General features: G+C 40.4%; 22 protein-coding genes. 6 read left to right on the forward strand and 16 right to left on the reverse strand.

What is annotated here, in order from left to right:
• Positions 1-22: 22 nt before the first annotated feature.
• The 8 genes from L0U88_RS11445 to L0U88_RS11480 form a co-directional block, all read right to left on the reverse strand.
• Complete coding sequence (locus L0U88_RS11445) at positions 23-3,034, reverse strand: type I restriction endonuclease subunit R (RefSeq protein ID WP_234866196.1); 3,012 nt, start codon at positions 3,032-3,034, stop codon at positions 23-25.
• 58 nt (positions 3,035-3,092) lie between these two features.
• Positions 3,093-3,758, reverse strand: coding sequence for a hypothetical protein (locus L0U88_RS11450; RefSeq protein WP_234866197.1), 666 nt, complete (start codon positions 3,756-3,758; stop codon positions 3,093-3,095).
• A gap of 12 nt (positions 3,759-3,770) precedes the next feature.
• Entirely contained in the window at positions 3,771-5,030 is a 1,260-nt protein-coding gene (locus L0U88_RS11455; RefSeq protein ID WP_234866198.1) for a restriction endonuclease subunit S, read from the reverse strand.
• Complete coding sequence (locus tag L0U88_RS11460; protein ID WP_234866199.1) at positions 5,027-6,022, reverse strand: virulence RhuM family protein; 996 nt, start codon at positions 6,020-6,022, stop codon at positions 5,027-5,029. The genes L0U88_RS11455 and L0U88_RS11460 overlap by 4 nt, the downstream gene beginning before the upstream one ends.
• A 3-nt stretch (positions 6,023-6,025) precedes the next feature.
• Entirely contained in the window at positions 6,026-8,365 is a 2,340-nt protein-coding gene (locus tag L0U88_RS11465; RefSeq protein WP_234866200.1) for a type I restriction-modification system subunit M, read from the reverse strand.
• 424 nt (positions 8,366-8,789) lie between these two features.
• On the reverse strand, positions 8,790-9,431 hold the full coding sequence (locus L0U88_RS11470; RefSeq protein ID WP_234866201.1) for a hypothetical protein: 642 nt from the start codon (positions 9,429-9,431) through the stop codon (positions 8,790-8,792).
• Between the two features lie 52 nt (positions 9,432-9,483).
• Positions 9,484-13,602: a DEAD/DEAH box helicase gene (locus tag L0U88_RS11475; protein WP_234866202.1), complete on the reverse strand. Its 4,119-nt coding sequence runs from the start codon at positions 13,600-13,602 to the stop codon at positions 9,484-9,486.
• A 60-nt stretch (positions 13,603-13,662) separates the two neighbouring features.
• A complete protein-coding gene (locus L0U88_RS11480) occupies positions 13,663-14,694 on the reverse strand; it encodes a helix-turn-helix transcriptional regulator (RefSeq protein WP_234866203.1) in 1,032 nt (343 codons plus the stop codon).
• A 221-nt stretch (positions 14,695-14,915) separates the two neighbouring features.
• Between L0U88_RS11480 and L0U88_RS11485 the strand changes: the two genes are divergently transcribed.
• Positions 14,916-16,259 (forward strand): hypothetical protein, encoded by a 1,344-nt coding sequence (locus tag L0U88_RS11485; protein WP_234866204.1) that lies wholly within the window; start codon positions 14,916-14,918, stop codon positions 16,257-16,259.
• 5 nt (positions 16,260-16,264) lie between these two features.
• On the opposite strand, the gene L0U88_RS11490 is transcribed toward L0U88_RS11485, so the two are convergent.
• The 6 genes from L0U88_RS11490 to L0U88_RS11515 all read right to left on the reverse strand — a co-directional run bounded on the left by L0U88_RS11490 (position 16,265) and on the right by L0U88_RS11515 (position 20,086).
• Positions 16,265-16,690, reverse strand: a complete 426-nt coding sequence (locus tag L0U88_RS11490; RefSeq protein WP_234866205.1) for a hypothetical protein — start codon at positions 16,688-16,690, stop codon at positions 16,265-16,267.
• Positions 16,691-16,814: 124 nt separating this feature from the next.
• Positions 16,815-17,210 carry a hypothetical protein gene (locus tag L0U88_RS11495; protein WP_234866206.1) on the reverse strand — a complete coding sequence of 132 codons (396 nt, stop codon included), beginning with the start codon at positions 17,208-17,210 and terminating at the stop codon, positions 16,815-16,817.
• Between the two features lie 31 nt (positions 17,211-17,241).
• Complete coding sequence (locus tag L0U88_RS11500; protein ID WP_234866207.1) at positions 17,242-17,451, reverse strand: hypothetical protein; 210 nt, start codon at positions 17,449-17,451, stop codon at positions 17,242-17,244.
• Between the two features lie 70 nt (positions 17,452-17,521).
• A complete protein-coding gene (locus tag L0U88_RS11505; RefSeq protein WP_234866208.1) occupies positions 17,522-18,187 on the reverse strand; it encodes a response regulator in 666 nt (221 codons plus the stop codon).
• Complete coding sequence (locus L0U88_RS11510) at positions 18,177-19,877, reverse strand: tetratricopeptide repeat-containing sensor histidine kinase (protein ID WP_234866209.1); 1,701 nt, start codon at positions 19,875-19,877, stop codon at positions 18,177-18,179. The genes L0U88_RS11505 and L0U88_RS11510 overlap by 11 nt, the downstream gene beginning before the upstream one ends.
• 53 nt (positions 19,878-19,930) lie before the next feature.
• Complete coding sequence (locus tag L0U88_RS11515) at positions 19,931-20,086, reverse strand: hypothetical protein (RefSeq protein ID WP_234866210.1); 156 nt, start codon at positions 20,084-20,086, stop codon at positions 19,931-19,933.
• A 340-nt stretch (positions 20,087-20,426) separates the two neighbouring features.
• Here L0U88_RS11515 and L0U88_RS11520 point away from each other — a divergent pair, with 340 nt between their 5' ends.
• The 5 genes from L0U88_RS11520 (at position 20,427) to L0U88_RS11540 (ending at position 23,149) form a co-directional block, all read left to right on the forward strand.
• A complete protein-coding gene (locus L0U88_RS11520) occupies positions 20,427-21,428 on the forward strand; it encodes a hypothetical protein (RefSeq protein ID WP_234866211.1) in 1,002 nt (333 codons plus the stop codon).
• A complete protein-coding gene (locus tag L0U88_RS11525; protein ID WP_234866212.1) occupies positions 21,418-21,900 on the forward strand; it encodes a GNAT family N-acetyltransferase in 483 nt (160 codons plus the stop codon). Before L0U88_RS11520 ends, L0U88_RS11525 begins: the two co-directional genes overlap by 11 nt.
• 87 nt (positions 21,901-21,987) lie before the next feature.
• The gene (locus tag L0U88_RS11530; RefSeq protein WP_234866213.1) at positions 21,988-22,359 is read left to right on the forward strand and encodes an iron chaperone; all 372 of its coding nucleotides are present in this window, start codon (positions 21,988-21,990) and stop codon (positions 22,357-22,359) included.
• Between the two features lie 127 nt (positions 22,360-22,486).
• Positions 22,487-22,807, forward strand: a complete 321-nt coding sequence (locus L0U88_RS11535; protein ID WP_234866214.1) for an EthD family reductase — start codon at positions 22,487-22,489, stop codon at positions 22,805-22,807.
• A gap of 87 nt (positions 22,808-22,894) precedes the next feature.
• Positions 22,895-23,149: a TFIIB-type zinc ribbon-containing protein gene (locus tag L0U88_RS11540; protein WP_234866215.1), complete on the forward strand. Its 255-nt coding sequence runs from the start codon at positions 22,895-22,897 to the stop codon at positions 23,147-23,149.
• On the opposite strand, the gene L0U88_RS11545 is transcribed toward L0U88_RS11540, so the two are convergent.
• On the reverse strand, positions 23,146-25,314 hold the full coding sequence (locus tag L0U88_RS11545) for a peptidase domain-containing ABC transporter (protein ID WP_234866216.1): 2,169 nt from the start codon (positions 25,312-25,314) through the stop codon (positions 23,146-23,148). The two genes, L0U88_RS11540 and L0U88_RS11545, sit on opposite strands and share 4 nt — an antisense overlap.
• The gene (locus L0U88_RS11550; protein ID WP_234866217.1) at positions 25,274-26,425 is read right to left on the reverse strand and encodes an HlyD family secretion protein; all 1,152 of its coding nucleotides are present in this window, start codon (positions 26,423-26,425) and stop codon (positions 25,274-25,276) included. Before L0U88_RS11550 ends, L0U88_RS11545 begins: the two co-directional genes overlap by 41 nt.
• Positions 26,426-26,442: the final 17 nt, after the last annotated feature.

A 26,442-nucleotide genomic window follows, 5' to 3' on the forward strand; every position in this document is an offset into this window, starting at 1 on the left:
ATTAATAACCAGCTACGTCCCCCTACCTCAAAAACCGCTGCGTACTGGCCCGGAAATCCTGCTTAAAATGTTCGTCCATGAGCTGTTTGGAGAACTCCAGGTGGAGCTTCCGCAGCGAGAGGGCTACATCGTCGAAGATCTTCTTATAAGCCAGATCACGGGTGTAGGAATCAGGGTTATTGACATACTTAGACTCATAATCCGGGTGGCTCTGGATGCGCTCGGTAAACGTGTAATACAACTGGCGCTTATCATCTGGGGTGGCATTCCAGTTGGAAAACCACTTCTCATTGAAATCGGAAATGATTTTCTCCAGTTCCGCTTTTTCATCATCCGGATGGGCACTACGGGGATTGGAATTCACTCCCTCGAGAGCCGATTCCGCTGGATCCAGTACAATCTTTTCATTCAGATGCACGCGCTCCAACCCATAGGTGGAAAGATCCACGGAATTTAATAGTCCGTCCAGGGCATCCTTTTCCTTGTCTTTGATGACCATCTTGGGTATCAGGAATTTCAGGAACCAGAATAGCTTCTCCCATTTGATATTTTCAAATTCCAGAATAGCCGCAACCTGTCCATATACTTTTACAAAATGTTTGGCCTTGATTTTGAGATCGGCCTTCTCCTCCTCTCCCATCCCCAGCTTAGCATTAAATCTTTCCGCTGCCACATCTATTATTTTACTCAGCTCAGTTGCCGGCAGTTTTTTGAAAAAATGCTCATTCAGCTCATCCACCTCGGCCTGCTCATAAATACCGGAATCATCCAGGGCAGCTTTCAAATCATGCAATACATTCACATCTGTTGCTTCATTCAAAGAAGTTGATGTGTAGAACGGATCGAAGGAAGCTTTGATTTCACTGCTTTCATTGAAGAAATCCAGCACAAATAAATCCTCTGTGCGCTTATTCAATTTCTGTGCGGAACGATTCAACCGCGACAAAGCCTGTACACACATAACCCCCTGCAACTTTTTATCTACATACATGGTGCAGAGTTTGGGTTGGTCGAAACCAGTCAGGTATTTATTTGCTACAACCAGCATCCGGTACTGGTCTTCATCAAATTTGTCCTTGGTATCAGCATCTGAAAAGCCATTCATGCCAGCTTCTGTATATTCAATTCCGGCCAGCATTTTCTTACCCGAAAAAGCAATCAGGATCGCAAAAGGATTGCCTCTTTCCTGCAATAATTTTCGCAATGCCTGGTAGTAGCGGATAGCAGACTCAATACTTTGGGTAACTACCATGGCCTTGCCCTTGCCTTTCAACTTCTTTTTTTCAAACACCTGCCGGATAAAATGATCCAGCATGATATCAGCCTTTGCCTGGATGGTACGTTCATCGCGCTCGACATAGGCTTTTAAAGCCTGTTGTGCTTTTTTGGTATTGAATTCCGGATTATCCTCAATCGATTTTTCTAATTGATAGTAACTGCGATAGGTGGTATAATTCGCAAGTACATCCAGGATAAAGCCTTCCTCGATGGCCTGTTTCATTGAATACAGGTGAAACGGTTTAAAACTACCATCGGGCTGCTTTACACCAAAGCGTTCAAGCGTTGCATTCTTAGGAGTTGCCGTAAATGCAAAATAGGATGCGTTTTTGCGCATCTTGCGACTGTTCATTGCCTTTAGGATAAGATCCTGGGCATCGATTTCGCCTTCTTCATTGGTCTCTATTTTACCAAGCACCTGGTTCATATTATCAGCAGCTGTACCACCCTGACTACTATGCGCCTCATCAATAATAACAGCAAACTGTTTGTCGGCCATTTCACTGATATCCTTAATTACATATGGAAATTTCTGGATGGTGGTAATCACAATGCGTTTACCATTTTCCAGCGCCAGTTTAAGGTCTTCGGAAGTATAGGCAGCGGCGATGATATTCTTTATTTCAGAAAAACTCCTGATATTATCGCGGAGTTGTTTGTCGAGCACCTTTCTATCAGTAACTACCACCACTGAATCGAAAAGATTTTTACCTGACTTATCAGCTACTTCAATAAGCCGGAAAGCTGTCCAGGTAATAGAATTGGATTTCCCCGAACCGGCTGAATGTTGAATCAGGTAGCTTTGTCCCACTCCTTTAGAATAGGTATCGGAGATCAGTTTATTCACCACATCGAGTTGGTGATACCGCGGGAAGATGAAGTACTTTTTAGGAAGCGGATCACTGTCTTTACCTTCCAGCAGTACAAAATGCTGGACAATATTTGCCAGGCTATCTCGCTTAAGAATTTCTTCCCAGAGGTAGGCTGATTTATGGCCATTGGGATTTACGGGATTGCCTTTACCGAAATTATCCCCCTTATTGAAAGGCAGGAAGAACGTATCATCGCCCTGCAATTTAGTGGTCATATACACTTCATCCGTATCCGCGGTGAAATGCACCAGGCAGCGACCAAACTGAAAGAGAGGCTGGTGACTATTGCGTGAAGTCATGTATTGCCTGATACCATGAACCGCAGCCGTTTGACCCGTCCAGATATTCTTGAGTTCCATCGTTGCAACAGGGATCCCATTGATGAAGAAAACCATATCCACTTCTTCCAGGGGATTGTTCTGGTTGTAGCAGAGTTGTCGGGTAACTGAAAAACGATTCTTCTCGAAATTCTCAACAATGCTATTGGCGCTGGAGGCAGTTGGGAGTTCATAAAACAAGGTAAGATGGGCATCATCCACTTCCAGGCCTTTTTTGAGGAGGCGGAGCAGGCCATGTTTTTTAATCAGGCGGTCGTATCGTTCCAGGATTTTCAGTTGCCAGTCGGGACTGCGTTTTAGTTTTTCGAGTTCTTTAGGCTGACTATCCTGGAGGAAGCCCCAGAACATATCGGTATCGAGGGCGTATTTTTTATCAAAAACTTTAGGGTTGCCGGTGAAGTAACCATGACCGGTACGGTAGAGCGCCTGCGATTCCTGGAAGGCGGGAATATCCAGTCCTTCGGCTTTGAGATCTTCCAGGCTTTTGCCGGTGAGTGTTTTTTCAATCAGCGATTCGAGTGCTTGTTCGTTGTACTGTGAGGGCATACGATAAGGTTTATTAGGCCACGCGCACTTTTCCGATTACTACATCATTATCTATAAATTAAATAAATTGGCTCAATTTACTTTTAATAATTATTTGATCGTTTTCAATATTCCGGAGTAATCTTTTTGATCTGTTATGCCCAAATTCAGAATAGTCAAATTCAATAAGTACGATATTGTTTTGTGGAAGTAATACTCTTCTTCGTTCATCATACTTTTTTCTCTGTTCACCCCTTGAAATACCTGATGCAGTTATCCTTTTATCAAAAAATCCTACTGCTTCAGTATGTTGTTTCTCACAGTATTCAACTACTAAATTTAGTCTTTCATAAAAAGCATCTACCGGTAACTTTCTACCAGTATCGCCGGTTAAAAAATCAAAATAATGCTGACGGCTTGCTTTTGCACCTAAAATTTCGTCACACAAATCAATAATATATGCTTCATCACTTAAATCTCTTGGGCGGCTGGCTTTGTTTGAGGTATTTTTTAAGATAGGCTTAGATATAGTTGTTGGTGACCCTCCCTCAACCAATTTTACAGCACGGATAAAATCATCAACCGTATATCCATCACGCAATCCAAAATCTGAAGCATAAAAACCCAGTTTTCGAATTTTTGCTCTGATGCCTTTTTGTTTAACTGTATCAGATTTCAGCTTTTCCTTTATAAGAGCAATAATCATTTCTGATTCATGTTTAGAGAAAACTGCTTTTCCTTTCATAAAATAGTAATTCTAATACACTCTTATTTTTCCAGTAACAACCTCATTAATAAGGGTGTTTTTGTAATGTTTAAGTTGGTCAATTTGTTGCTCTTTGAGGCGGATAGCCTCATCAGTTTTGATATTAATCACTTCCACATGCGCAACAATTTTTGCTTGTTCGGATAGGGGTGGGATTATTGTTTCTAGTTGCTTGAATTCATTCCAATACAATCTCTTTCTAAAATCTGTAATACCTTTTGAAACCCGATTCATTATTTGAATATATCTGATAGTTCTGAACTCATATTCAAGAAAATCTGAATTAACCGATTGAATTGGACGAGCTACTACATATGCTGGGCTTACCATTCCTTTAGTACGAACAACTCCAATTGCTCCTTGCCAAGCACGCATCATATTGAATACTACATCCCTTTTCTTCACTAGCTTATAGTTTGATTTATCTTCAATTCTTATTTTCCCTCTGATATTTTCATCTTCATTAAGTTCATCATTAGAAACGGCAGTATGTATTGAAACCGATAATATTGGTAATTCAGCATTACCAGGTTCATTAATTTCTGTAAAAAGTTCTTTATTTTTCTTCACCTCCCAATGTTCCGGAATTTCCCCAATCCAGTCAATACCAGAGTCTTTCATTTTCACTTGATCATTCAACCCCTTGGTAACAGCCTGGTGGATGGCGATTTGCCGGTATTCTTTGAGTAAATCGATTTGCTTTTCCTTGATACGAACAGCCTGATCGATCCGGGCGCATTTATCATCTAAAAATTGGGCGATGGCTTCTTGTTCGGGGAGAGGGGGGAGAAGAAATATACTATTCTCTAACTCCAAGCTACTGACATGTGGGATGCCCATTCCTACAGTTGACCGCCTTAATTGAAACTCTATAACTCTTGAATATAATTTCCCAAATGATTTAATGATTACCTCATTAAACTTTATGTGAGCCATCGTTGATGATAAAAAACCTCTTTTTGAATTCAAAAATTCACCAGCATTTGCCCCATCCCACAATAACAACAACTCATTATTTTCAACAAAATACAGATCTTTTGTTTCTTTGATATATTGTATAGAATTATTTCGATTGCGTAAATAATCCATACTCAAATAAATATTATCACTTTCACTATCGGAGAATGATTTTGGGTTTCTGCCCTTGGAGTATGTAAAGGCATATTTACTCTTCCTCACCACCCAATGCTCCGGAATCTCCCCAATCCAGTCAATTCCGCTATCCTTATATTTTGAATATCGTTGTGTCATGATTGCTTTCCCTTTTTCAGTGCCTTACTTGTGGTATCCATAAACTTTATGAAATCCTTTTCCACTGCAGACAATTCATTCTTAGTTTTTTCCCGGAATTTGTCATATTCCAATGCCGCCTTCCGCAAGGCCTGCTCGTGACTGATACTGCCAGCATGCTCTAATATATCATTGCCCGTCATCCGCAGGAAATCATCTAACCGGCTGATCCAGTCCTGCATATACATCGCCTTGCGATTCAAGGCCTGCAGTTCAGCCATTTCCAAATAGGCTGTTACCATCCGGTTCAACAAATTCAATTCCTTTTCTGTCAGGTAGTTTTTCGCCGTTTGAACTTCCTGCCTGCTGGGTTTAGCTCCTTTGAAATGGGTAAGTCCCAGATTCGGCTTTTCCGCATCTATGCGTTGATAAATTACCTCTGCTGCAGTATGACCATGCGCGGCCCAATGCATTTTGTTCTGCACGGTTTTAAAAAAGGTCTGTGATAACTCAGACTTAGGGTCATAGTCAATACTCGTGGCATAGATATCCAGCACCTTTCTCCAGAACACTTTCTCCGAAGACCGGATATCCCGGATACGTTCCAATAATTCATCAAAATAATTGCCCCTGCCCCCCTGTTTCAGCAACTCATCATTCATCGTGAAGCCCTTCACAATGTACTCCCGAAGGCGGGCTGTGGCCCATTGCCGGAAACGGGTACCCTGTTGGCTTTTAACCCGATATCCCACCGAAATGATGACATCCAGGTTGTAATACTTAACCGGCTTGTCGGAATTTGCAATGTGCAAATTTTGCACATTGCTATCTGCATCCAGCTCACCCTCCTCGAAAATGTTAGCTATATGTTTGGTAATGACAGACCTGTCTTTCTGAAAGAGTTCGGCCATCTGCGCCTGCGTCAACCAAACCGTTTCCCCCTCCAGACGCGTTTCGACCCGGATTTTCCCATCCTCCGATTGATATAGCAACAAATTAGATTCCTGCTCCATCACTTAAAAATTTAAAATATCGTGCAACAATCCATCTGCCTGCTTCTCCAGGTTCAGCAACTCCTCCTTTACTTCTTCCAGGCTACGCAAGGGCGTATGTTTGTAGAAGTACTTATTAAACGAGATTTCATAGCCAATTTTCACACTATCCAGATTGATCCAGGCCTCTTCCACATGCGGCTTCACTTCCCGCACGAAATAATTGTAAATCGATTCCCGCAAGGGTATCTGTTCCGTATCGCGAAGATCACTCTCCGCTTCATACGTAATGTACTCATCATTCCTAGATGTAGGATAATAACCAAACTCCGGTAATTGTGCCTTCTTGCATCCCAGGTAATCCAACAGTTGATTCAGTTTATCGCCAGATAGTTTTTCTATTTTACGAATCACCTTCTCCGCGGCAGGATCATAGACCGACACTGCATTCAGAATGGCCTTTTTCTCCGCGGCTGAAAGAGACAAATCCAAGGCTTTCGCTTGCTTATCCAGTTCCTCACTAAATGCATTGAAGTCCATATAAACGCGATCCCCCATTTGCTTCCACAATTTAGTAGCCGCGAGGTACAGGTTATAAGGCTTATTCCAGGTTTCAGCATCCAGCAGACGCTGCAACTGTTTTTTATTAAGGTCCCAACCCTCCTGTTCATTTAGGCGGGCAATACCCTCCGCCTTAGCTTCTAGTCCGTCATAGACCAGTTCTCCGTATTCCCGGAACAGGGTCTGCATTGGTTGGAACAGGGATTTCTCAAAACGCAGGGGCTCCAGGGCTTCCTGAGAAAATTGTGATCGCAAGCGCTTAGGCCTTTCAATATTCACCTTGTAATAGCCGAAATCGGAATTATCAAAAACTTTCACCTCCAACTGCGAGCCCTCTGAAGGAGCGGATTGAAAACCAAGATAAGCCTGCACGATCTCCCGGATATGCTCAGGCGCAAATTCGGAGTTCTTGTTTCCGAGATTTTTGCGCAGCTTTCGGAATAAATTATTGGCATCAATCAATTGCACTTTACCCCTGCGATGATCCGGTTTATGGTTGTTCAGTAACCAGATATAGGTAGTAATGCCAGTATTGTAAAACAGGTTGTTCGGCAATTGTACAATCGCATCCAGCCAATCGTTCTCAATGATATATCGACGGATATTACTCTCACCGCCCCCGGCATCCCCGGTAAACAAACTACTGCCATTGTGAACAGAAGCGATCCGGCTGCCGATCCTATTTTTTGAGGCTGGCTTCATCTTGTCCACCATCTCCATGAGGAACAGGAGCTGCCCATCAGAGGAACGAGGTGTAGCATCTTCTACCTGGTCATTTCCCCAGTAGTCCTTCAGGGTAACAAGGAACCGACTATCAATAATTTCCTTGCCATCCTTAATGAATTTTTGTTCCGAAGCCCATGACTTACCATAAGGCGGGTTGGACAACATGAAATCAAATTTCTCCTCCGAGAATTCATTGGTAGACAAGGTAGAACCTACGCGGATATTCCCCGGATTCTTACCCTTGATCATCATATCTGACTTACAGATAGCATAGGTTTCGTCGTTGATTTCTTTACCATACAGGTAAACATCGCCGTTATACTGAAAGCCTTCCTCATCCACCAGGAAGTTTTCACTTTCGGTGAGCATGCCCCCGCTTCCGCAAGCCGGGTCATAAATGGTGATGATATTCGGAAGATTTCCTCTCAGCGGTTCAAAAACCAGGTGTGTCATTAACTGGATTACTTCCCTGGGCGTGAAATGTTCACCCGCCTCTTCGTTGTTTTCTTCATTGAACTTGCGGATCAGTTCCTCAAAAACATAACCCATACCCAGATTGCTGAGGGCAGGCATGGGCCGGCCTTCGGGATCTCTTTTTTCGTGGGGCGTCAGGTTAATATAGGGGGAAGTGAATTTCTCGAGCACATCCAGCAGCACATCTTTGGAAGCCATGTGCCGGATCTGGGCGCGGAGGTTGAATTTATCAATGATCTCCTGGATATTGGCGCTGAAGCCATTGAGGTATTCCTCGAAATTGGCAATCAGTTTTTGTTGGGAGTTGGTAGCAGTACCCTTGAGTTTCTCCATCGTCCAGGTACTGGTATTGTAGAAAACATAACCGGAAGCTTCCTGTAGTCCTTTGGGATCCAGTTCCACCTGTTGGAGGTCGTTACGCTGAAAGCGGACCTCTTCCAGGACAGCCTCTTTAGAAGATTCCAGGAGGGCATCGATGCGCCGGAGCACTACAAACGGCAGGATAACATCGCGGTATTTACCTCTGACATAGACATCCCGGAGGCAGTCGTCGGCGATACTCCAGATAAAACTGACAAGTTTATTGTGAGATTGGTGGTTCATTGTTGGAAATGAGAGATTTAGAGAAGAGCGAATATACAAAATGGGATGGGGAGATGGAAGGGGGGGGATATTTCTATTAAACTCTCGTAATTTTCACCAAGGAAAAAAATAAGAATCGCCTGCAATTATAACAATGAGTGAACAGAAAAATAATATTAATCACCCATTAATTATTACAGCTTTAAATAAACAAAAATAAAACTTGTGATAAATTACATTAAACAATTTTTGAAAATTTGTTTTGGTTATTGTACCTTATTCAATAATGACGGAATTTTCATAAGATCACGAATAAATAAGATTGAGTCATTTTTCGCTGAATTACGACGCATTAAAGACTTAAAAATATTGAAGTTTTTATTCTCTCATTTATTTTGATCATATTATTAAATAATCTATCAACTATCCCCATTAAGTATAAGTTTTAAATATTTTTTAATTGTTGGATTATCGATTCTTTTGATACTACACCAATCTGATTCATAATTGTTGCAAATAATACTAAAAATAATGCTGTAACAACATTATTATTTTTTCGGTCCGAATTATAAAAGGCAACTACAGGGACAAATTCTCCAGAGTACTCTAAAATAGATTTAGATTCAAAATCATAAGGTAAGGATGCAACAACAGTTACAACAAAATTATTTAAACTAACAACAGGGTCATGAGAGTTAAGAATATGTATTAATTCTTTTGACGCTAGTATCTTTGACTCTTTATCTGTAAATGATCCAATTATTTCGTTTAAACAAAAAAATGCAGCCCGATAAATAAGTATGGGATGTTTCATATCAATCAAATAATGATCAAACTCATTAATTCTTGGATTATCGGAATTACATTCATTTCCAGATATTTCGACACAAAATGTAAACTCACTTTTTTGTATCGGATGTTTTGATATACAAGATTTTGGATATGTTGCTCTACCACTTAAAAGTCCAAAGGAAATATTTACAATGCAATTATCGCCATCTATATCTTCAAGGAAGAAATCAGTCAATGGATTGAAATCATTATTCTTTATTATTAGGCGGTCTCCTTTCAGTAATTTATTTTTCATTTGGTGGTTAAGGATTTATTATAGCTTGAAGTTAAATGAATAATCTTTTGCCTCAATAAATAGAACGATTATTCCAGAGATAGATAAATAATTTATTACAAAACTCTTCTTCTCCACATAAATTTAAATTATCAACAATTTCTCGCCGATGTAAATTTTGATCAATAAATTCCAGATCTCTCCGAAGTAAAATCAAGATATTCACAGTATTAAAATCAGGTACGCCAATATTTAGTCTCTCATATATACTTTTACATAAGTTTTTGCAAATAATTCTTGACTCATTATCAACCATTTCGCCACTATAAAACTTACAAATATTTACTTCAACCAGAATAATATTTGATTTAAAAATTGCAAAACCCAGATCAATAGAATCATATTTTAAATATTTGTTTAAATCATCAGAAGGATCGATTTTCAACAAAGACGCTAATTTAAAACGTCTAGTTATATTGAATTTTTCATTAGCTGTTGCTTTCCTCTTATCCTCTAACCAACTCCTGTCTTTCTGGCTCAATCTAGCCTGATCAACATTTCCAAATAAATCAAATTTATTCTTACTTGATAAACACGCATGATTCTGCAAATCAGAATTTTTAGACAATGCGATATAAAACTCATCTGGTCTATTTCTGATCCATTCTGATACTACCATTGAACGTCCATTAAGGACAATTGAAGGATTATTTTGGAAATTATCTGAATAATAATCCAAATAATACATTCTAAGATTTTCCTTTAAAGCTTTATAACACGCTGAATCTATCATAAAACCTATTTGAGATAAATTTCTATGCAATAGAACAGGATCGATTCTAATCCATTCATCTATTTTACGAGTGCTAAATTCATTATCAACAATAAAGGTTAGTTTTTCATCAGCTAAATATGTATGGTTTCTTATAGGTGTAAATTTAGGACTAACATTAGATGTTGTATTATCATGAACATAATCAGTACATGAAATGCCATCAAAAATATTATCGATTTTATTTCCATTTGAAACATAGTTTTGTTTAATGTAATTAAGATCTTTACCTAAAAAATAATCCTCAATAACATTCCACCTATCATAGTCATTAATATTTTCAGTAAAAAAATAATTAAAGAATTCATTAGATGAACAATGACGTTCGTATTGCTTGCTAGCAATTGAATTTTGGTAATTTACTGAAGTTGCTTTCTTATTAAATCGATTAATATCGTTTATATACAACGCTAACACTTGAGACTCGCCCCCCGAAATTTCAACAGTACCAACATCCAATATTTCAAATAACTGCAAAGACAATTTAATCAGTTCTAAACTTGGTTCAGAGTATGAAATAAATATATCGCAACTACTTTTACCGCAGACCAGAAATGAATTATTAAAATGGTTAATAACTGAAATAATATTTTCCTTCAATTTAGAAATACCATTATTAGATTTTTTATATTGAATTTTACCATCAACCTCATTGGAGTAAAATAGGTGAAAATCAGTATTTATTTCAAATCTATAATTATATGAAATTGAAAAACGATTGACCAGAAATGAGGTTAATAAGGAGCTATATTTTGAGTAACCGTTATTAATAAAGCACTGATTCAGGTCACTCCAGAACATCCAGACATCGTCTAAATTTGTGATAATATCGAATAAATTATTAATCTTAATTATTGCCCTATCAAAAGGTACATAGTTCTTAAACGTAAACTTTAACTGTGGGTAGATCGTTGCTTCATTAAGAATAATTTCAGAATTATAAAATTTACTTTTTACTTCATACAAAGACTTATCATGATATTGTTGCTTCCATAATCTATCAAGACTTACCCGTACATAAATCCAATCTTCATCTTTTTTGATAAGTTCAGTAAACTCATTATTTATGCCAAAATAATTTTCGCCATTTCTTATCTTCCCATAAGCCTTTGCATACATTTTTTGAGGTCTTGCTAAAAAGACCGGAAATCCATAATCTTTTATAAAGTCATTTTCAATCATCAGCATAGCAGATAATACTTTATTCTCTGTATTATCTTTTCTATCATTGTTAGTCTTAAATATAAATTCGAAATCATCTGTAGAAATAAATAGTTTCTTACTTGCATAATTATTAAATAGCTTTTTCAATTTGTCCAGGATAATTTGCAATTGCCATTTTTTTATTGACGAAAGCTGGAACAACAATTTTGAATAATATAAATCAGATGATCCAAATTGAATCATAGCATAGCCCTTTTTATCATCGGCTCTTGCTACTCTGCCAATTTCTTGAATATAATCTGAGACACTTCCAGAAGGAGCAAGATGATAAATAATCTCAATGTCACTTATGTCAACTCCCATTCCAAATGCTTTTGTCGCAAGCATTATGGATCCTGGAATATTTTTAAAATTTACATAACTATCATTTTTTTCTTGTGCTAGCATTTTTGAGAAGTACCTGAAAACTTTTGTACCTATATTATTTAAACAATCGTTATTCCTATCAGTAGCAACTAACAAGTTGTATACAGTATCTATATCCTTAGCAAAAGGAAAATAAATTATTGCTTTTTTATTTAAACCAATTGCCTGATTAACAAATTCAATAACCTGATTTCGCTTGAAATCGCTTAATCGTGTCCCTACAACATTTCCATAATTTTCAATTCGAAAATCTATACTTTTCCTTTTTATACTACCTAGGTATATTTCTGGATTGATTAACCTCAAGTAAAGAATGATATCTTCAACCATATCCATTTTTCCACTGAAAATGGCGGTTGCCGTAAGAGTAATTATTGGAAATCGATTAATCTCGTTTCTGATTTTCTTTAAATAATGCCCAAGATACCAATACTCCACTCTAAACTCCTGACCCCATGTTGTAACTGTATGTGCTTCATCAACAACTACCATTGCAATTTTTCGATCACCAACAATTTCCAGAATATTGAGGCTGCCTATTAATTCAGGGGATAAATAGACCAGATCAATATTCCCTAATTTAATATTTTGAAAAATCTTTAATCGTTCATCGTAACTTAATTCACTATTTATATAACAAACTTTATTAAAGCCTCTATCTAATATACCCTGTACCTGATCTTTCATTAAAGCTATAAGAGGGGAAATTACAATTGTAATTCTTTGTTTATTTATTGAATTATAAAAAGAAGGTAGCTGAAAAAGTAAAGATTTACCTGAACCAGTTGATGCAGTAATGAATATATCTCTAAATGATTGTCCTTGTTCAGATTTATCACATTGGTCAATGATGTTTTGTACAATAATTCCTTGATTTATTTCTACCAAATCTTTATTAACATACGCATTCCTATAGCATTCAAATTTTCTAAAATTAGCATCTTCGCCCCAAAATTTTCTTAGCAAATCATATACAGCATCTGAAATATTTTCATCTTTTTTTAATTCATTAAACTCAATAGGTCTAATTCGGATTTCACATCCATATAGTTTCTTTAGAATCCAATTACTGATTTGAGAAAATGGAAATGTTTTTGATAAATCGTTTTGTTCCTGGTAGTTTATAATTATATCAGCCGGGTTCAATTCCTCATTTACTATTTTATAAAAATTTTGATCTAATTCAATTGGAGTACTACAATATAATACATCACCAAAGTTTGGAACCTTTTCTATATTATTTAACACCAATGAATCATTAAATAACTTGACAACCTCTACATTATCGCATAAAGGACTTTCATTATACAGAATAAAAGAATTTGATTCGTTTTGGATAAATTCTTTATACGGAAAATAATTTACATCAAGTGTATTTTCAATATTTTCGTCATCAATTTCAATTTCCCCTCCATTAAATATCAATAGGTTTTCATTCCCTTCATTTGGATAATATTTCCTTGAATTATCTTCTATTATTCGAAAATATTTTCCTGACGACCTTATTTCTAATATCTCAATTAGATACGCAAATTCTTCCCATAATAACACAAGGTTTTGCTCAGAATAAAGTCTGGGTATGATTGTGTTATTACTGCATATCTTCGTATGTGATAATTTATTACCATCAATAATAGTAGGAAAAAATATTCCTAATTCATTAAGTACTTCCAAAGAAATACCTTTCAATACTATCACTACATTATTTTCCCTATCTTCCTTTAGAATCTTAGAAAGTTTTTCCTTTACTAATTCATTGAATCTATTCATCTAAATCAATAATTAAATTCTATACTTTTCTTTCTGTTAGACTAATCTAAAACAACCTATTTAGTCTTTTCTATTTCGTTGTTGTGATTTAGTTTCATACGCCTGCATCCCTTGCTCATACATAGCCTGCATTTCCTTGCGCAGTGATTGAGGTTCCATTACCATTAGTTGTGGCCCCAGCCCCAGCAACTCTGAACGCAACTCATAATTATTCACCACGCAGAGCTCCAGGGTGATGTCTCCGTTAGCGGCAGTTTTGATCAGTTTCTGGGAGGCGTGGATCGGTTTGGTCAGCACATAGGGCGCGAGCTCCTGTTTCACTTTGAGTACAATTTTTTCGGGCTCGGCATCTGTGGGCAGCGTTACACCAACCAGGGAGTCGAAATAGGTATCCGGGTTCAATAGATCATTCTCATGGAATATCCGCGAGCTGGCTTTTAATTTCTGTATCCGGTCCAGCGCCAGGGTGGTTAAACTGTTATGACCATCCTTCCGGCCAATCACAAACCAGCGATTCCTGTATTCCTTCAATAAATAAGGATGGTAATAATATTCCCTCGCCTCCTTGTGGAAGGGCTGGTACCGGATATGCAAAACCGTCCTCCCTTTGATGGCCTGGAAAATATCATCCAGCCAGCTACTGCCAGATGTCAACTCCGTATGTTCAAACTGAATGATTGCATGCCGTTTCTCCGCTGTTGTAGCAAGGGTATTCTCCAGCTTCCCAATTACTGTCTCCATTTCCTGGGTCAACTGAAAGCCATTGATCTGCATCAATACATGCAGGGCATCCCGCAAATAACCTACCTCCTCCTGCTGGAGTGGCAACTGCCGGATGCTGAATTCAGGATTCGAATAACGGTAACATATGATCCTGGCATCCCGATAGGTTTCAATGGGTGCAGCATATTCTGCTTTCAGGGCTTTCAGGTCCGCATATAAGGTTCTTTGCGATACTCTTTGCGCTCCCAATCCCTCCAGCTTCTCATTCACTTCCTGCAATAAAGAATCGATGGTCCACTTGCGCTGCTTCCTGCGCAGACAAGCATCCAACACCTCAATGCGCCGCTGAAATGATTTGTTCAGGGGCATGTTGATTCGGTTTAGGGGTCAGCATTCACTAAAATAGGTGCGCCTTATGCAGCCTATCTGCAATGACTGTAAGACCTTGAGAATGAATATATTTGTTCAACTGAGAAGGACCAACAATCACGTGATGATTTAGGTGATTCAATTGGTGATTTATAGTATCACCAACTTTCAATCTCAGAAACCAATTGTTTTCACCACTAAATCCTTCATATCTACCGGAAATGCTTAGGGTATTTTTTGGAATACTGTTTTTTTACTCAACTGTTCTTCATGCGCAGGTCACCGGCCCTGTACCTGCTATTCTGAAAAAAATGGCGCAACAACCTGGTGCTGTAAATAGCCTTTTCCTCCACAATGAACCCTTTTTTAAGGGATTACCCTATCCCTTCGAGAATGCCGGTTGCAGCTTTGTAAAAACACCTGAAGGGCTCTATGCCCTGGTGAATGGAACCGGCAGGATCTATACACTTGATACCCTTCAGCAGCCTGCCCAATGGACACGTATCGACTCCACCTATTTCACCGGTTATAATCTTGGCTGCCTGAATTTCTATGCCGACAGCACCTTATATAGTTATGGTGGCTATGGTTTATGGAATAATAATGGACATCTTCGCTATTATGCGTCCAATAAGAACGAGTGGGAGATCAGACCCCTGAACAGGGAGATTCCTCATATCTTTCAAACCAAGGATCTGTTTCACCTGGATACAGCCAACGGTTTTTTATACCTTCAGGGGATTCATGCTATCAACGATGCGCTGAAAAGCAATAAAGCACTTGAAGCTGAAATTGGCGGAAGAACCTGGCGACTCAACCTGCACTCCGGCAATTGGGAAGTACTGGGAACCAGTAAGGATACCAGTTTACTGATTCTGGCTGTCAGTCCCTGGGGAGCACTTACACTTGTGAATGGGAAAGCCGGACTGGTTGACTTTGCCCATAACCGGTACCTGCATGCAACTGATCGGGGATTGAAGAAATTCAGTCAATATACCAACAGCACCCGTGATAAAAAACTGGTCTTTTTTGCTGATTCCACTTTGTACTTTGGCGACCTTAATCAATATGTTGACTCCATCCAGCTTAGCATAGCAGATTTTACGGATACAGGAATTGCAGTTTATAATCCTCCCATTCAGCAATCAAAATGGTCGGCCTGGATCTGGTGGTTAGTTGCTGTATTTGGAGTGCTTTCATTACTGGCCTGGTTTTGGCTCCGGCGCAAACCCAAGCCAATTGAAAGCTCCGCAAAAAGTCTGGATTTGGAAGAACGGGATCGGATTTTGTTGCAGACTTTCCTGGATGCTGCAAGAAATGGGAAGCCCTGCGATATTGAAACCCTGAATTCCTTACTAGGCGTAAGTAACAAATCACTGGAAGTGCAAAAACGTCAGCGCAGTGATGCGTTGAATGCCTTTCAGCAGAACCTGAGCATACTGCTGGAAACAGATCAACCATTTATTATCCGCACCCGATCAGAACAAGATCGAAGGAGTTTCTTCTATGAAATCAATCCTGATTTGTTACCGCTGCTGGAACAATTTATGGCTGGCAAGCGCTGATTAAACTAGTCTTCCGACTCATCCTGGTTGAATATCATGGGATCAATACGGATACGGTATTGTTTTCCGGGTACCGCCTGCTCATGCTGCATATCTGTACATTCAAACATATCCAGTACCCGGCCGTCCTTTACTTCAAAAATCATGGCTAAATAATGCGGAGTTGATTCTCCTATAAAGCAATAACCAATCATATCAGGAAGGCAGCCACTGCAGGTATCATTTGCGCAGGTACCAGGATAGACCAGCAATTGCGTATTGCCTTTCTTTTTAAATATTTGAAAGACAGTCCCCAACATGCTCAGAAATTTTTTACGATGCATAGACTGATAGGTACGATGTTCATCCAGGATGAGATCCAACAATACCAGGTCCATCTGCCTGAAATAGTGCAGGACTTGTTCAAATTGAGTGTAACTGGTTTCGCTCATAGAAGCTTAAAATTAGGTGCCAACCCTGCAACCTATTTGCAGAAAAAACCATGGAGGGAGGATCCAGCCATGGTTGTAAAGACAGACACCCACTGCTCATAGAATAAGGCGTCAAAATTTTCAATTAATCAGTTATGATAAAATCAAATCGTTCTAATATCTCTTCTAATTGCTCCACCAGTTCCTTTTCATTCGAACCTCGGAGCAGGTTGGTTACCCTGAGCAAACACTGCAGGTCTTCTTCCAATAACCCGGCTTTTAGAATGGAATATCCAGGTTGTGCATACCGGTAACAGATTTTATTTCCATATTTATATCGTTCTATCGGCGCATTGAATTCATGCCGCATGGAGTGTATATCTGCATATAAGGTTCTTTTTGAAATTCTGGGGATATCCAGGATATGAAGTCTTTCATTAATGGAGTTCAGGAGTGCGTCAATCGTCCATCTTTTGCATTTTCTGCTAAAACATGCATCCAGTACTTCAATTCTTCTTAGAAAAGACTTATTTAATGGCATGATGAATCTTCTTTTATTTCTACCCGAATTCCTACCTCGTATGACATTCCCGGCAGCAATAATAACAGCCATCGGATTTCAGATATTTGTTCTTTGCCGCGGCTACTGCCTCCCGGCAGGAAAAATATTCGCCCAAAGGAATCCTGTTATGCTGAGTGGGAAAAAACCGGCAGTCGGATGTATGTACTTCCCGATAGCCATCAATCTGTGGCACCAGATTCAAATAAAAAAACTGCTTCATAAAACTGGATGATAGACTCAAAACTAATAAGTGCCCTCCAGCCAATTTTCCGGGAAACCGTAAAGCCACATTAAATAATGCCCAACTCCTTGCAGAATCCGATCAGTTGTTCATTGGTGGAGAAAGCATGCTCTTCTCTTAGCAGGCTCAATCTTTTCTCTACGCTGCTCAGGCCGGCCGGACGAATATTTTGCTCCTGCAGATACGCAGGGATATCTTTCTGGCGAACGCCATCCGCCAGTAATTTTAATAGCGCGATATCAAAGCTGCTGAACTCAAAGGTGTTTTTGCTATTCAGTATTTGCCGCAGGTGCCTTGGAAAATAACGCTGGTTATTGGAAAGGCTTTCCATGGCGAGGCGCAGTTCCCTTGCATCACTCCGGGCTTTCCGTACATAACCATCCACCTCGAATTTTTTGAAGAGTTGTTGGATGGTAGCGGGTTTGTTTTCCGCTGAAAATACCAGGATCTTTAAATCAGGCTGAAGCACTCTTGCGGCCGGAATGAGTTGGAGTCCGCCCGTAAGCTGTTGAGGTTGTCCATCGTCCTCGAAATACAAATCCGTAATCAGCAGATCATAAGAGGGTTTGCGTTCAACCGCCTGCCTGATCTGTTTCAGGGCATCATCGCAATAGTATACATAGTCGATCTGATCAATGCCCAACTCCTCCATCACTTTTTGAATGGAAAGATTGGAGGTTTCATGGTCTTCGGCTATTAATACCTTATTTATCATACGCAGGCGTCAATGGTAAGTGAATCTCGATTGTCAGTCCGGTTGGCTGATGTTGCCCAAAACTAATACGTCCGTTTAACTGAAAAATCCGGTTTTCCGTATTCTTCAGGCCATTGCCGAAATGGGGGCTGGCAGGCATCCCGATACCATTGTCTGTATAAATGATGTGCAGGCCATCCGGACCCCTCTCAAATTTCACCACCACCAGAGAAGCCTGGCTGTGTTTGCGCATATTGACCATCAACTCCTGCAGTACCTGGTGCAGGTTGTTTTTCGCAGTTGGATGCATAGTTTCCCAACAGCCGGATTCATTGCCTACAATCACAACTTTGGTGGTTTCAGAGGCGAATCCCTTTAATAATTCGTTTATAGATTGCTGATAGTCGGATACAGGGTGGGATTCCTGCCCTTCATAGGAGATATCCCTCGATTTTTCATACAATTCCTCAATGTTGTCCAGCAGTTCATTTTTATCCAGCTCTTCTTTGTATTCGATGGTGGTCATGATACGATAGAGCCCATTCGCGACTACATCATGTACTTTCTGCGAGGTCTTTAACTGGTTTTCGCGGAGGGATTGTTCATATTGCCATTTAAGTTGTTCTTTCTTTTTGCGTTGCCGGTTTATTCCGAAAACCATCAGTCCAAGCAGGCCCAGCACCAGAACACCGCCAATCAGTTGTTGGCGAAACAGCAATAATTCTTTTTCAGCATTTGCATTTAAGAGTTCCAGATTTTCTGCTTTGCTTTTTGCTGCTTCATAACGGATCAGCGCATATTGGTTTCTGGCGGTGTTGCGCGCAGTTTGCAGGCTGTCCGATAAACGCATGAAGGTTGCCGCATATGACTTTGCCTGATCAGGAGCCGCTAAAGGGATGAGTTTCTGCAGCGCTTGCAGTTGATCATCGGCACTATTCAGCTTTTTGGCTATCGCGTACATACGGGAAGCATAGAACAAAGCAGAATCAGGTCGGGTTGCGGAATAATAATCCGCCAGGTGCGAATAACTTGCATTCAATCCCCATTGATCCTTTTCCCTTGATCTTATACGAAGTGCCGCCCAAAAATCAGGCAATGGATTATAGGCATTGTTTTGCAGCCAGCGGGTTCTGGCCAGGTTGGATTGTACTCTTGCCCTGTTAACCGGATTAGAAGCCGTATCCTTCTGAATGGCAGTGAGTAACTCTATTGCTTTCGCATAATCACTCTGTTTCTGGTAGGCCACAGCCAGGTTATTACGCGCAATATTTTTAAAGTTGGGGTCGGTAGTTAGTTCAATGGTTTGCTGATAATAGAGAATGGCATCCACATAATTGCCCAGAGTGAGGTTGTTAGAGCCCAGCAGGTTATAAACTGCCTGGTAGTAGGGACGTTTGTCTTCGGTTTCTTCGTACAGATAACCCAATGCAGCCAGCAGGGTTTCAATGCTTCCAAAATAATCACCGGCATTGTGCTGGATGATGGCCATATAATTCAGGGCGGAAGCGATTTCCAGGGAATCGGTGGATTGGGTGGCCACTTCATTGAAATAATAAAAGGCGGAATCGGGTTGGGCGTTGAGCAGGTCCATTGCAGTGGAGAAATCTGCATCCTCCTTCGGCGAAAGCGAAGCCGTTGATTGATCTGGTTGATTACAACCAACCAGCACTACGATCAACAGGAAAAGGCATTGAATTCTTGACAGCAACATGGAACAGGAAAAATAAAAAAAATAAGGCAAGCTTGCACTTGCCTTATCGTTTCTTATCCTTTTCCTTTGGGAGGTGGCGGTGGAATATGTCCGGTTTCTCCCCCGGTATCGCTGGTGGTAACTACACCAGGATCTTCGAGGATAGGATCATTGACAGGTTGAGTCGAGGAGGCCAATCCCAAAAAGAGGGATATCAATATGTAAAACATTTTGATTAAATTTTGAAATGATGAGATCTTGCACCGGGAGCTTTTTGATCCGGCGCGGGGTTTTGAAAATGGCCCAGGAAGCGCTTCCTGGAGTTGTTGGGAAGTGGGTGAGAGCAGGAGCAATGGCGACCGGAAACTGCTTCCCAGGTCAATTATCCGATACCACCGATCCGACTCTCTGAAATCAATGCTGTACAGAAATCCAATTAGCCAGAAAGGAATCAATTGATTTCAGGATCGAAAATAATTGGCGATAGCAGGCTGATTATCAAATGATTCCGATAATTCCGGCAATTCCGATGAGATTCCGAAAATTCCAGTTAATCAGTTATTTTTCGATATGTTTCCTGATTACAAAAACCTTATTCTTGACGAGTACTATACCAAACTGGGGCAGAATAAGCTCCCACCGAGTCTGCTGCATCTTCGTCCGGCCAGGTTAAGAGACGAGTGTTTGAAAGTTTGTGAAGAGCGATTTCAACCCCGCGATCTAAAAACACTACGCGATTTTTTCGGCGTATTTGATGGAAAGGAAGAATGCCTTAGAGTTATCGCGAAAGTTGATGTAGATAAGTTCAAACCACTGATCAATTATCTTAACGGAGATACAGAATCCACGAATGAGAGGAATATTGAGTTGCTGGCCTGGTTGATAAATTTTGAGCCGAGGCCATTTGAGTTGGGAAGGAAGTATGGAAGACGAGATAATGGAGGAATGGAGGAGAGAAGAATGGAGGAGGGGGGTATGGAAGATGAAACTAAGGAGACGGGAGACGGGAAGCAGGAGACGAAGGAGAAGGGAGGAAGGGAAGAGGGAGTAAAAGAAGAAGGAGAATTGGAAGAGGGAGCACTGGAGGGTAAACCAGTGGATGCAGTACAACGATTGACAAGCACCCCTCAGATAGAACCTGTGGGTAGTATGCCTAGGAAAAAACAAGGACTCGTAAGGTGGTTGATGCCCGGAGCGATTGCTGTTGCTACTGTTACTGGTTTCTCCATAATGAAACTCAGGGAGAAGCCACCAGCTGAAGTTACCAACCTGGTGCCACTAATTAACTGTATGTACTGGACAGGAGAACAGTACAAAGTTGTACCCTGTAATACACGTCCTGGTTCTATCATCGTCATTGCGCTTGACACCTTTCAACTCAATAACTTTAAAAGAGTACTTCAGATTGATACAATAACCCTAAAATCTACCGGCAAACTCTGGTATTTAAAACGTAATAAATCTTTGGAAATCTTTACTGCTCCGGGTAATCATCCTGAAGAACTGAACAAGCAACTGAGACCGCTTTCGGCTTATATGATTAAGAAATACATTCTTAAAAATGATAAATGAACTTGTCATATCCCTTCGGCCAACAACTGTAGAAGATTTAGAATGGCTCTTCCAATTCCAGTTAGATCCTGAGGCCAACTATTTAGCAGCATTTATTTCAGGTGATCCGGCTGATAAAACTGCCTATATAAATAAGTATCAAAAATTGTTGGCCGACCCTGCCATAAACAATCAAACGATTCTGGTTGGGGAAGTCATTGCCGGCAGTATTGCCAAATTCATGGTGCAGGGAGAGGCAGAAATAACGTACTGGATAGACCGAAAATTTTGGAAACAGGGAATTGCTACTCAGGCATTGCAACAATTCAAACTGCTTGAACCAGCCCGGCCTTTGCATGGAAGAACTGCATTCGATAATATTGGCTCCCAGCTCGTACTGGAGAAATGCGGATTTGTAAAGATTGGAACAGATAAAGGTTATGCGAGAGCCAGAATGGCAGAAATTGAAGAATATATTTATCGGTTGGAATAATATATGTCGCATTGTGCCTATGAGTATGTCGCATTTACCTAAGCTCCTGCCATCAAAAAGTTCTTAATCTTGAGAAACTGTTAGTGAATGTCAATTCCAGCCGATGTTGCAGACTATTTTCTGAAACTACCAGAACCTGAGCGAAAAGCATTAGAAGCCATCAGCCAGCAAATTCAAAAGCTGGTGCCATCCGCTCAACTGCAACTCAGCAGAGGAGTTCCCTTCTTTTATTACAAAGGGAAAAGAGCTGTCGGGTTTCGGTCCAGCAAAACCCATTTGTCTTTTTTTATCATGGAGGGAACGGTGTTGAACCGATTCAGAGAAGAGTTAATAGCGTATGATAATTCAACTACGGTAATCAGGTTCAAGCCGGATAAGCCACTCCATCCAACAATTATTAAAAAACTGGTACTGGCCAGAATTGAAGAAATCGATGCAAAAAACGATTACAAGAAGTGATTCAATTTATAATTTTCAAAAACCAACCGTCATGCGCCTGACAAACCTACTCTTGCTTTTGACATTTACTACACTGTTTAGTTGTAAAACAAGTCTACCCTCTCTGCAAGCAAATCCAGAAAAAGGTATGATAAAGGTTGCTATTCTTTATCCCAATGAAGAAGGAAAATCCTTTGACATGGACTACTATGAAAAAACACATATGCCCATGATGGCCAATTTTCTGGGAAAGAACCTGAAATTTTATGAAATCGATAAGGGCCTAGCTGGAAGAACAGCCAATGACAAGATTCCTTTTATCGCTATTGGTTATTTCTATTGTTACAATATGTCTGAATACAATGAAGCCATTGCAAAATATAGAACTGCTATTGTCAACGATATACCGAAATACACCAATATCCAGCCAATTGTACAGATAAGTGAGATACGATATTTAAGTAAGTAATTAGATTACCTTATAATAATTATAACAAATTGTATTTAGTAAAGCAGTACCGATTGCCGAACTTAGAAGCAATTAATATAATATCGTATGAAGTGTCCATCCTGTAACGTAAGCCTGGTTATGACAGAGCGGAGTGGAATTGAAATTGACTATTGCCCGGAATGTCGCGGGGTATGGCTCGATCGGGGAGAATTGGATAAAATCATTGAGCGTTCTTCACCAACACAAGCTCCAAGTACCAGGCCGCAGGAGCAATACCCGCCAAAGCAGCATTACAAATCTGATAAAGACTATCCATACAAAAAGAAAAAAGGCATTTGGGAAGATTTATTTGATTTCTAATGTTGCAGGGTGCTAGAAGTATGGTAATCCCATAACCTGGCATAGTGACCTTCCTGTTCAAGCAATTCAAAATGCCTTCCCTGTTCAACTAATTTGCCCTTATTCAGCACCAGTATCTGATCACAATTCCTGATGGTGCTAAGTCGGTGTGCAATGAGAATGATGGTTTTACCCTGGGCTTTAAACCAGCTCAGGGTTTCCTGTACTTTTTGCTCACTTGCCGGATCCAGACTGCTAGTTGCTTCATCCAGGATTAAAATCTCCGGATTTCGATAGAGTGCCCGGGCGATGGCCAATCGCTGTTTCTGTCCGCCTGAAAAGTTGGTGCCTTGTTCCACCACTATGCTGTTATATGTATTGGGCAGCTTTTCAATAAACTCATCTATCCCCAATAGTTTGGCCAGGAATAAAATGCGACCCAGGTCAGGTTCCGGATCTCCAATTGCAATATTCTCCAGGATCGTTCCACTGAACAGATCAATTTGTTGAGGCACCACGCCTACCAGCTGCCGAAGGCTCCGGTTACTGATGTATTGCAGATCCAATCCGCCTATGGTAATAGTTCCACCCTGCAATGGATATAAGTTCTGCAGCAGGGAAAGCAGGGTTGATTTGCCACTGCCGCTTTCCCCAACAATGGCGGTACTGGTAGCTTTTTTAATCCGGAGGTTGAGGCCATTAAACACCGAAGTCCGGTTACTATATCGAAAACTGAGCTCATTACATTCAATATCACCTATCTGATCGCGACTGAGCTCCACCTTACTTTCATTCGTCGCTTCTGTTTCCAGATCAATGATTTCAAACAAACGATCCGCAGCAATCAAGGCATCCTGAATACTTCTGTTAGCGGTGATCAGTGAGCTAGCCGGACCAGTAAAATAACCGATCAATGCATAAAAGGACAGGAGTTCACCGGTTGAGAGTTCATTGCTGATAACAAAAAAACTTCCTGCCCATAAGAGAAGGATGGTAAAAAAGCGGGTGACGAATTCCGAGCCTGTTCCTATATACAACGAGTACATGCTCATTTTATAAATGGTTTGCAGGAGAGTCAGAAACCTGTCCTCAGTTTTTTCATTGATGAAGCGCTCCAGGCCAAAACGTTTGATAGTGCCCACTGAATTCAGACTTTCCACCATCTGGCTTTCCAATTCAGCACTTTCTTCCATCAATCGTCTTTGCCATTTCTTGTTCACCCTGTTGGTGATCCAATAGATGGCCAGGTAAAAAGGAAGTATCGCTAACATGATCAAAGCCAGTTTCCAGTAGTAGAAGAACATGAGCAGGATGCTGAAAACAACAATCAATCCATTCACGATAAAACTGAGCGCAACGCTGTTGATAAACTCCCTGATCTTGACAGCATCGTTTACCCTGCTCATAATTTCACCCACCCGCATGGTATCGAAAAAGCGTTGAGGCAGGTTCAGCAAATGTTTGTAATAGCCCATTATCAGTCGCACATCAATCATCTGCCCGGTTTGCAAACCAAATATGGTTTTATACCCGCCGATTACCAACTGAAACAAAAGAATCGCGATCATTGCTACACTCAGGAGATTCAGCAATCGGATATTACCTTCCACCAATACAAAATCAATGATTTTCTGCATATAAATGGAAGTCGACAAACCCAGGATAGTGTATATAACAGCACCAATCAGTGCCTGCAGCATGATGCTAACATGCGGATTTATCAGGTTCCAGAAACGCTGCACATTACTGATCTTGTGTTTGCCTGCAACAAAATCAGTTCCGGGCAAAAGCAATACCAGCACACCGGACCAGATCTCTTTGAATTTATCAAATCCCAGCTTATGAAATTCTCCGTCGCCGGGATCCATGTAGACAACTGTATTTTTTGAAACTTTATAGAGCACCACATAGTGATGCAATCCACTCTTCAGAATAATATGAGCGATAGCAGGAAGTGGTATACTGGAAAGATTCTCCAGTTGGCCTTTTGCGCCTTTAGCCTGAAAACCGAGTCGCTCTGCTGCTTCAAGCAAACCCAGCACATTGGTGCCTCGTTTATCTGTACCCGCATACTGACGGATTCTGCTAATCGGGTACTGCAATTTGTAGTGAATGGAAATCGAAGCCAGGCAAGCTGCTCCACAGTCACTGATATCCCGTTGTTTTATTTTTACCCTTCTCTTCATATTCTCTCTCACTTTTTGACAAAACCGGCGCCGTTGGATTGAGCCAGTCGTCCACTTTATCAAATAACAATTGCCATAAGGAACGTTCTGCCACCACAAACCTGGACTGGAAACTCAGTCCTTTTTTAAGTTCTCCGCTGTATCCATTTTTAAGCACCAACCGGGTAGTATCAAAACTGCACCTGACTTTAAACACCGGACGATTTTCAATAATGGAGAAATCATCTGCGATGTAAACTACCTTACCAGTTAGCATACCAAAATAGTTGTAGTGAAATGCATCAATCTGAAAGCGGGCAGGCAATCCGACTTTCAGAAGTCCCACATCCTTCGCAGTAACAAAACATTCCCCCACCAATCCTCCTATTGGAGAAAGTAAACAAATGGTTTCCCCGCTTGAAATGAATCCACCCTTGTAACGGGTATTGATGTTTTGAACTACACCTGAAACAGGCGCATAAATAAAATGATTATTAGTTTCTGTTTCCAGCTGTTTCTTATGAACAGCATATTGTGCATTCTCCTGTCTGTATCGTTGTAGCTCTAATTGCCAGTTGCTCAGTTGTTCATTTTTAAACGCATTATAGGTTGCGACAAGTGTTTCTGCTTCGATCTCTTTATCGAACTGTTCTTTAGGAGCAATAATCTTGTCTTTTATCAGCTGTTGATTGATTTCCTGTTCGCGGTTGACTTTTCGGATGGCTGCTTCCAATCTTTCTAATTCATATACTACCTTGTTTAATTGTTGCCGGTATAGGGGCGATTGCAAGGAAAGGGTTTTCAGATCCGGTGAGGAAGTCAATCTTTCCAGATCACGTATAAACAGCATTCGCTGGCTGAATTCAAAATCCTGCTGAACTTGTTTAGGCTGGGTGATTTCATTTCTCAGGACGGCAATCAACTGTCCTTTTTGTACTGTTTCACCTTCTTTAACTAAAATTGAATCAATGGTTCCAGAGAGCACAGGCTTCACTTCCGTACGTTCATCTACCGGCCTTACAATTCCCCTGGCTGTAACAGACACGGTGGTTTTAATAAAAGGTAAGATCGCAATTGAAAGGATCACTAACAGCAGGATCAACCGATAGATGGCGGAGCCGGATGGGTTCATGCCAGTCAGTTTAGATG

The sequence above is a fragment of the Flavihumibacter fluminis genome, assembly GCF_021491375.1.
Classification (GTDB): domain Bacteria; phylum Bacteroidota; class Bacteroidia; order Chitinophagales; family Chitinophagaceae; genus Flavihumibacter; species Flavihumibacter fluminis.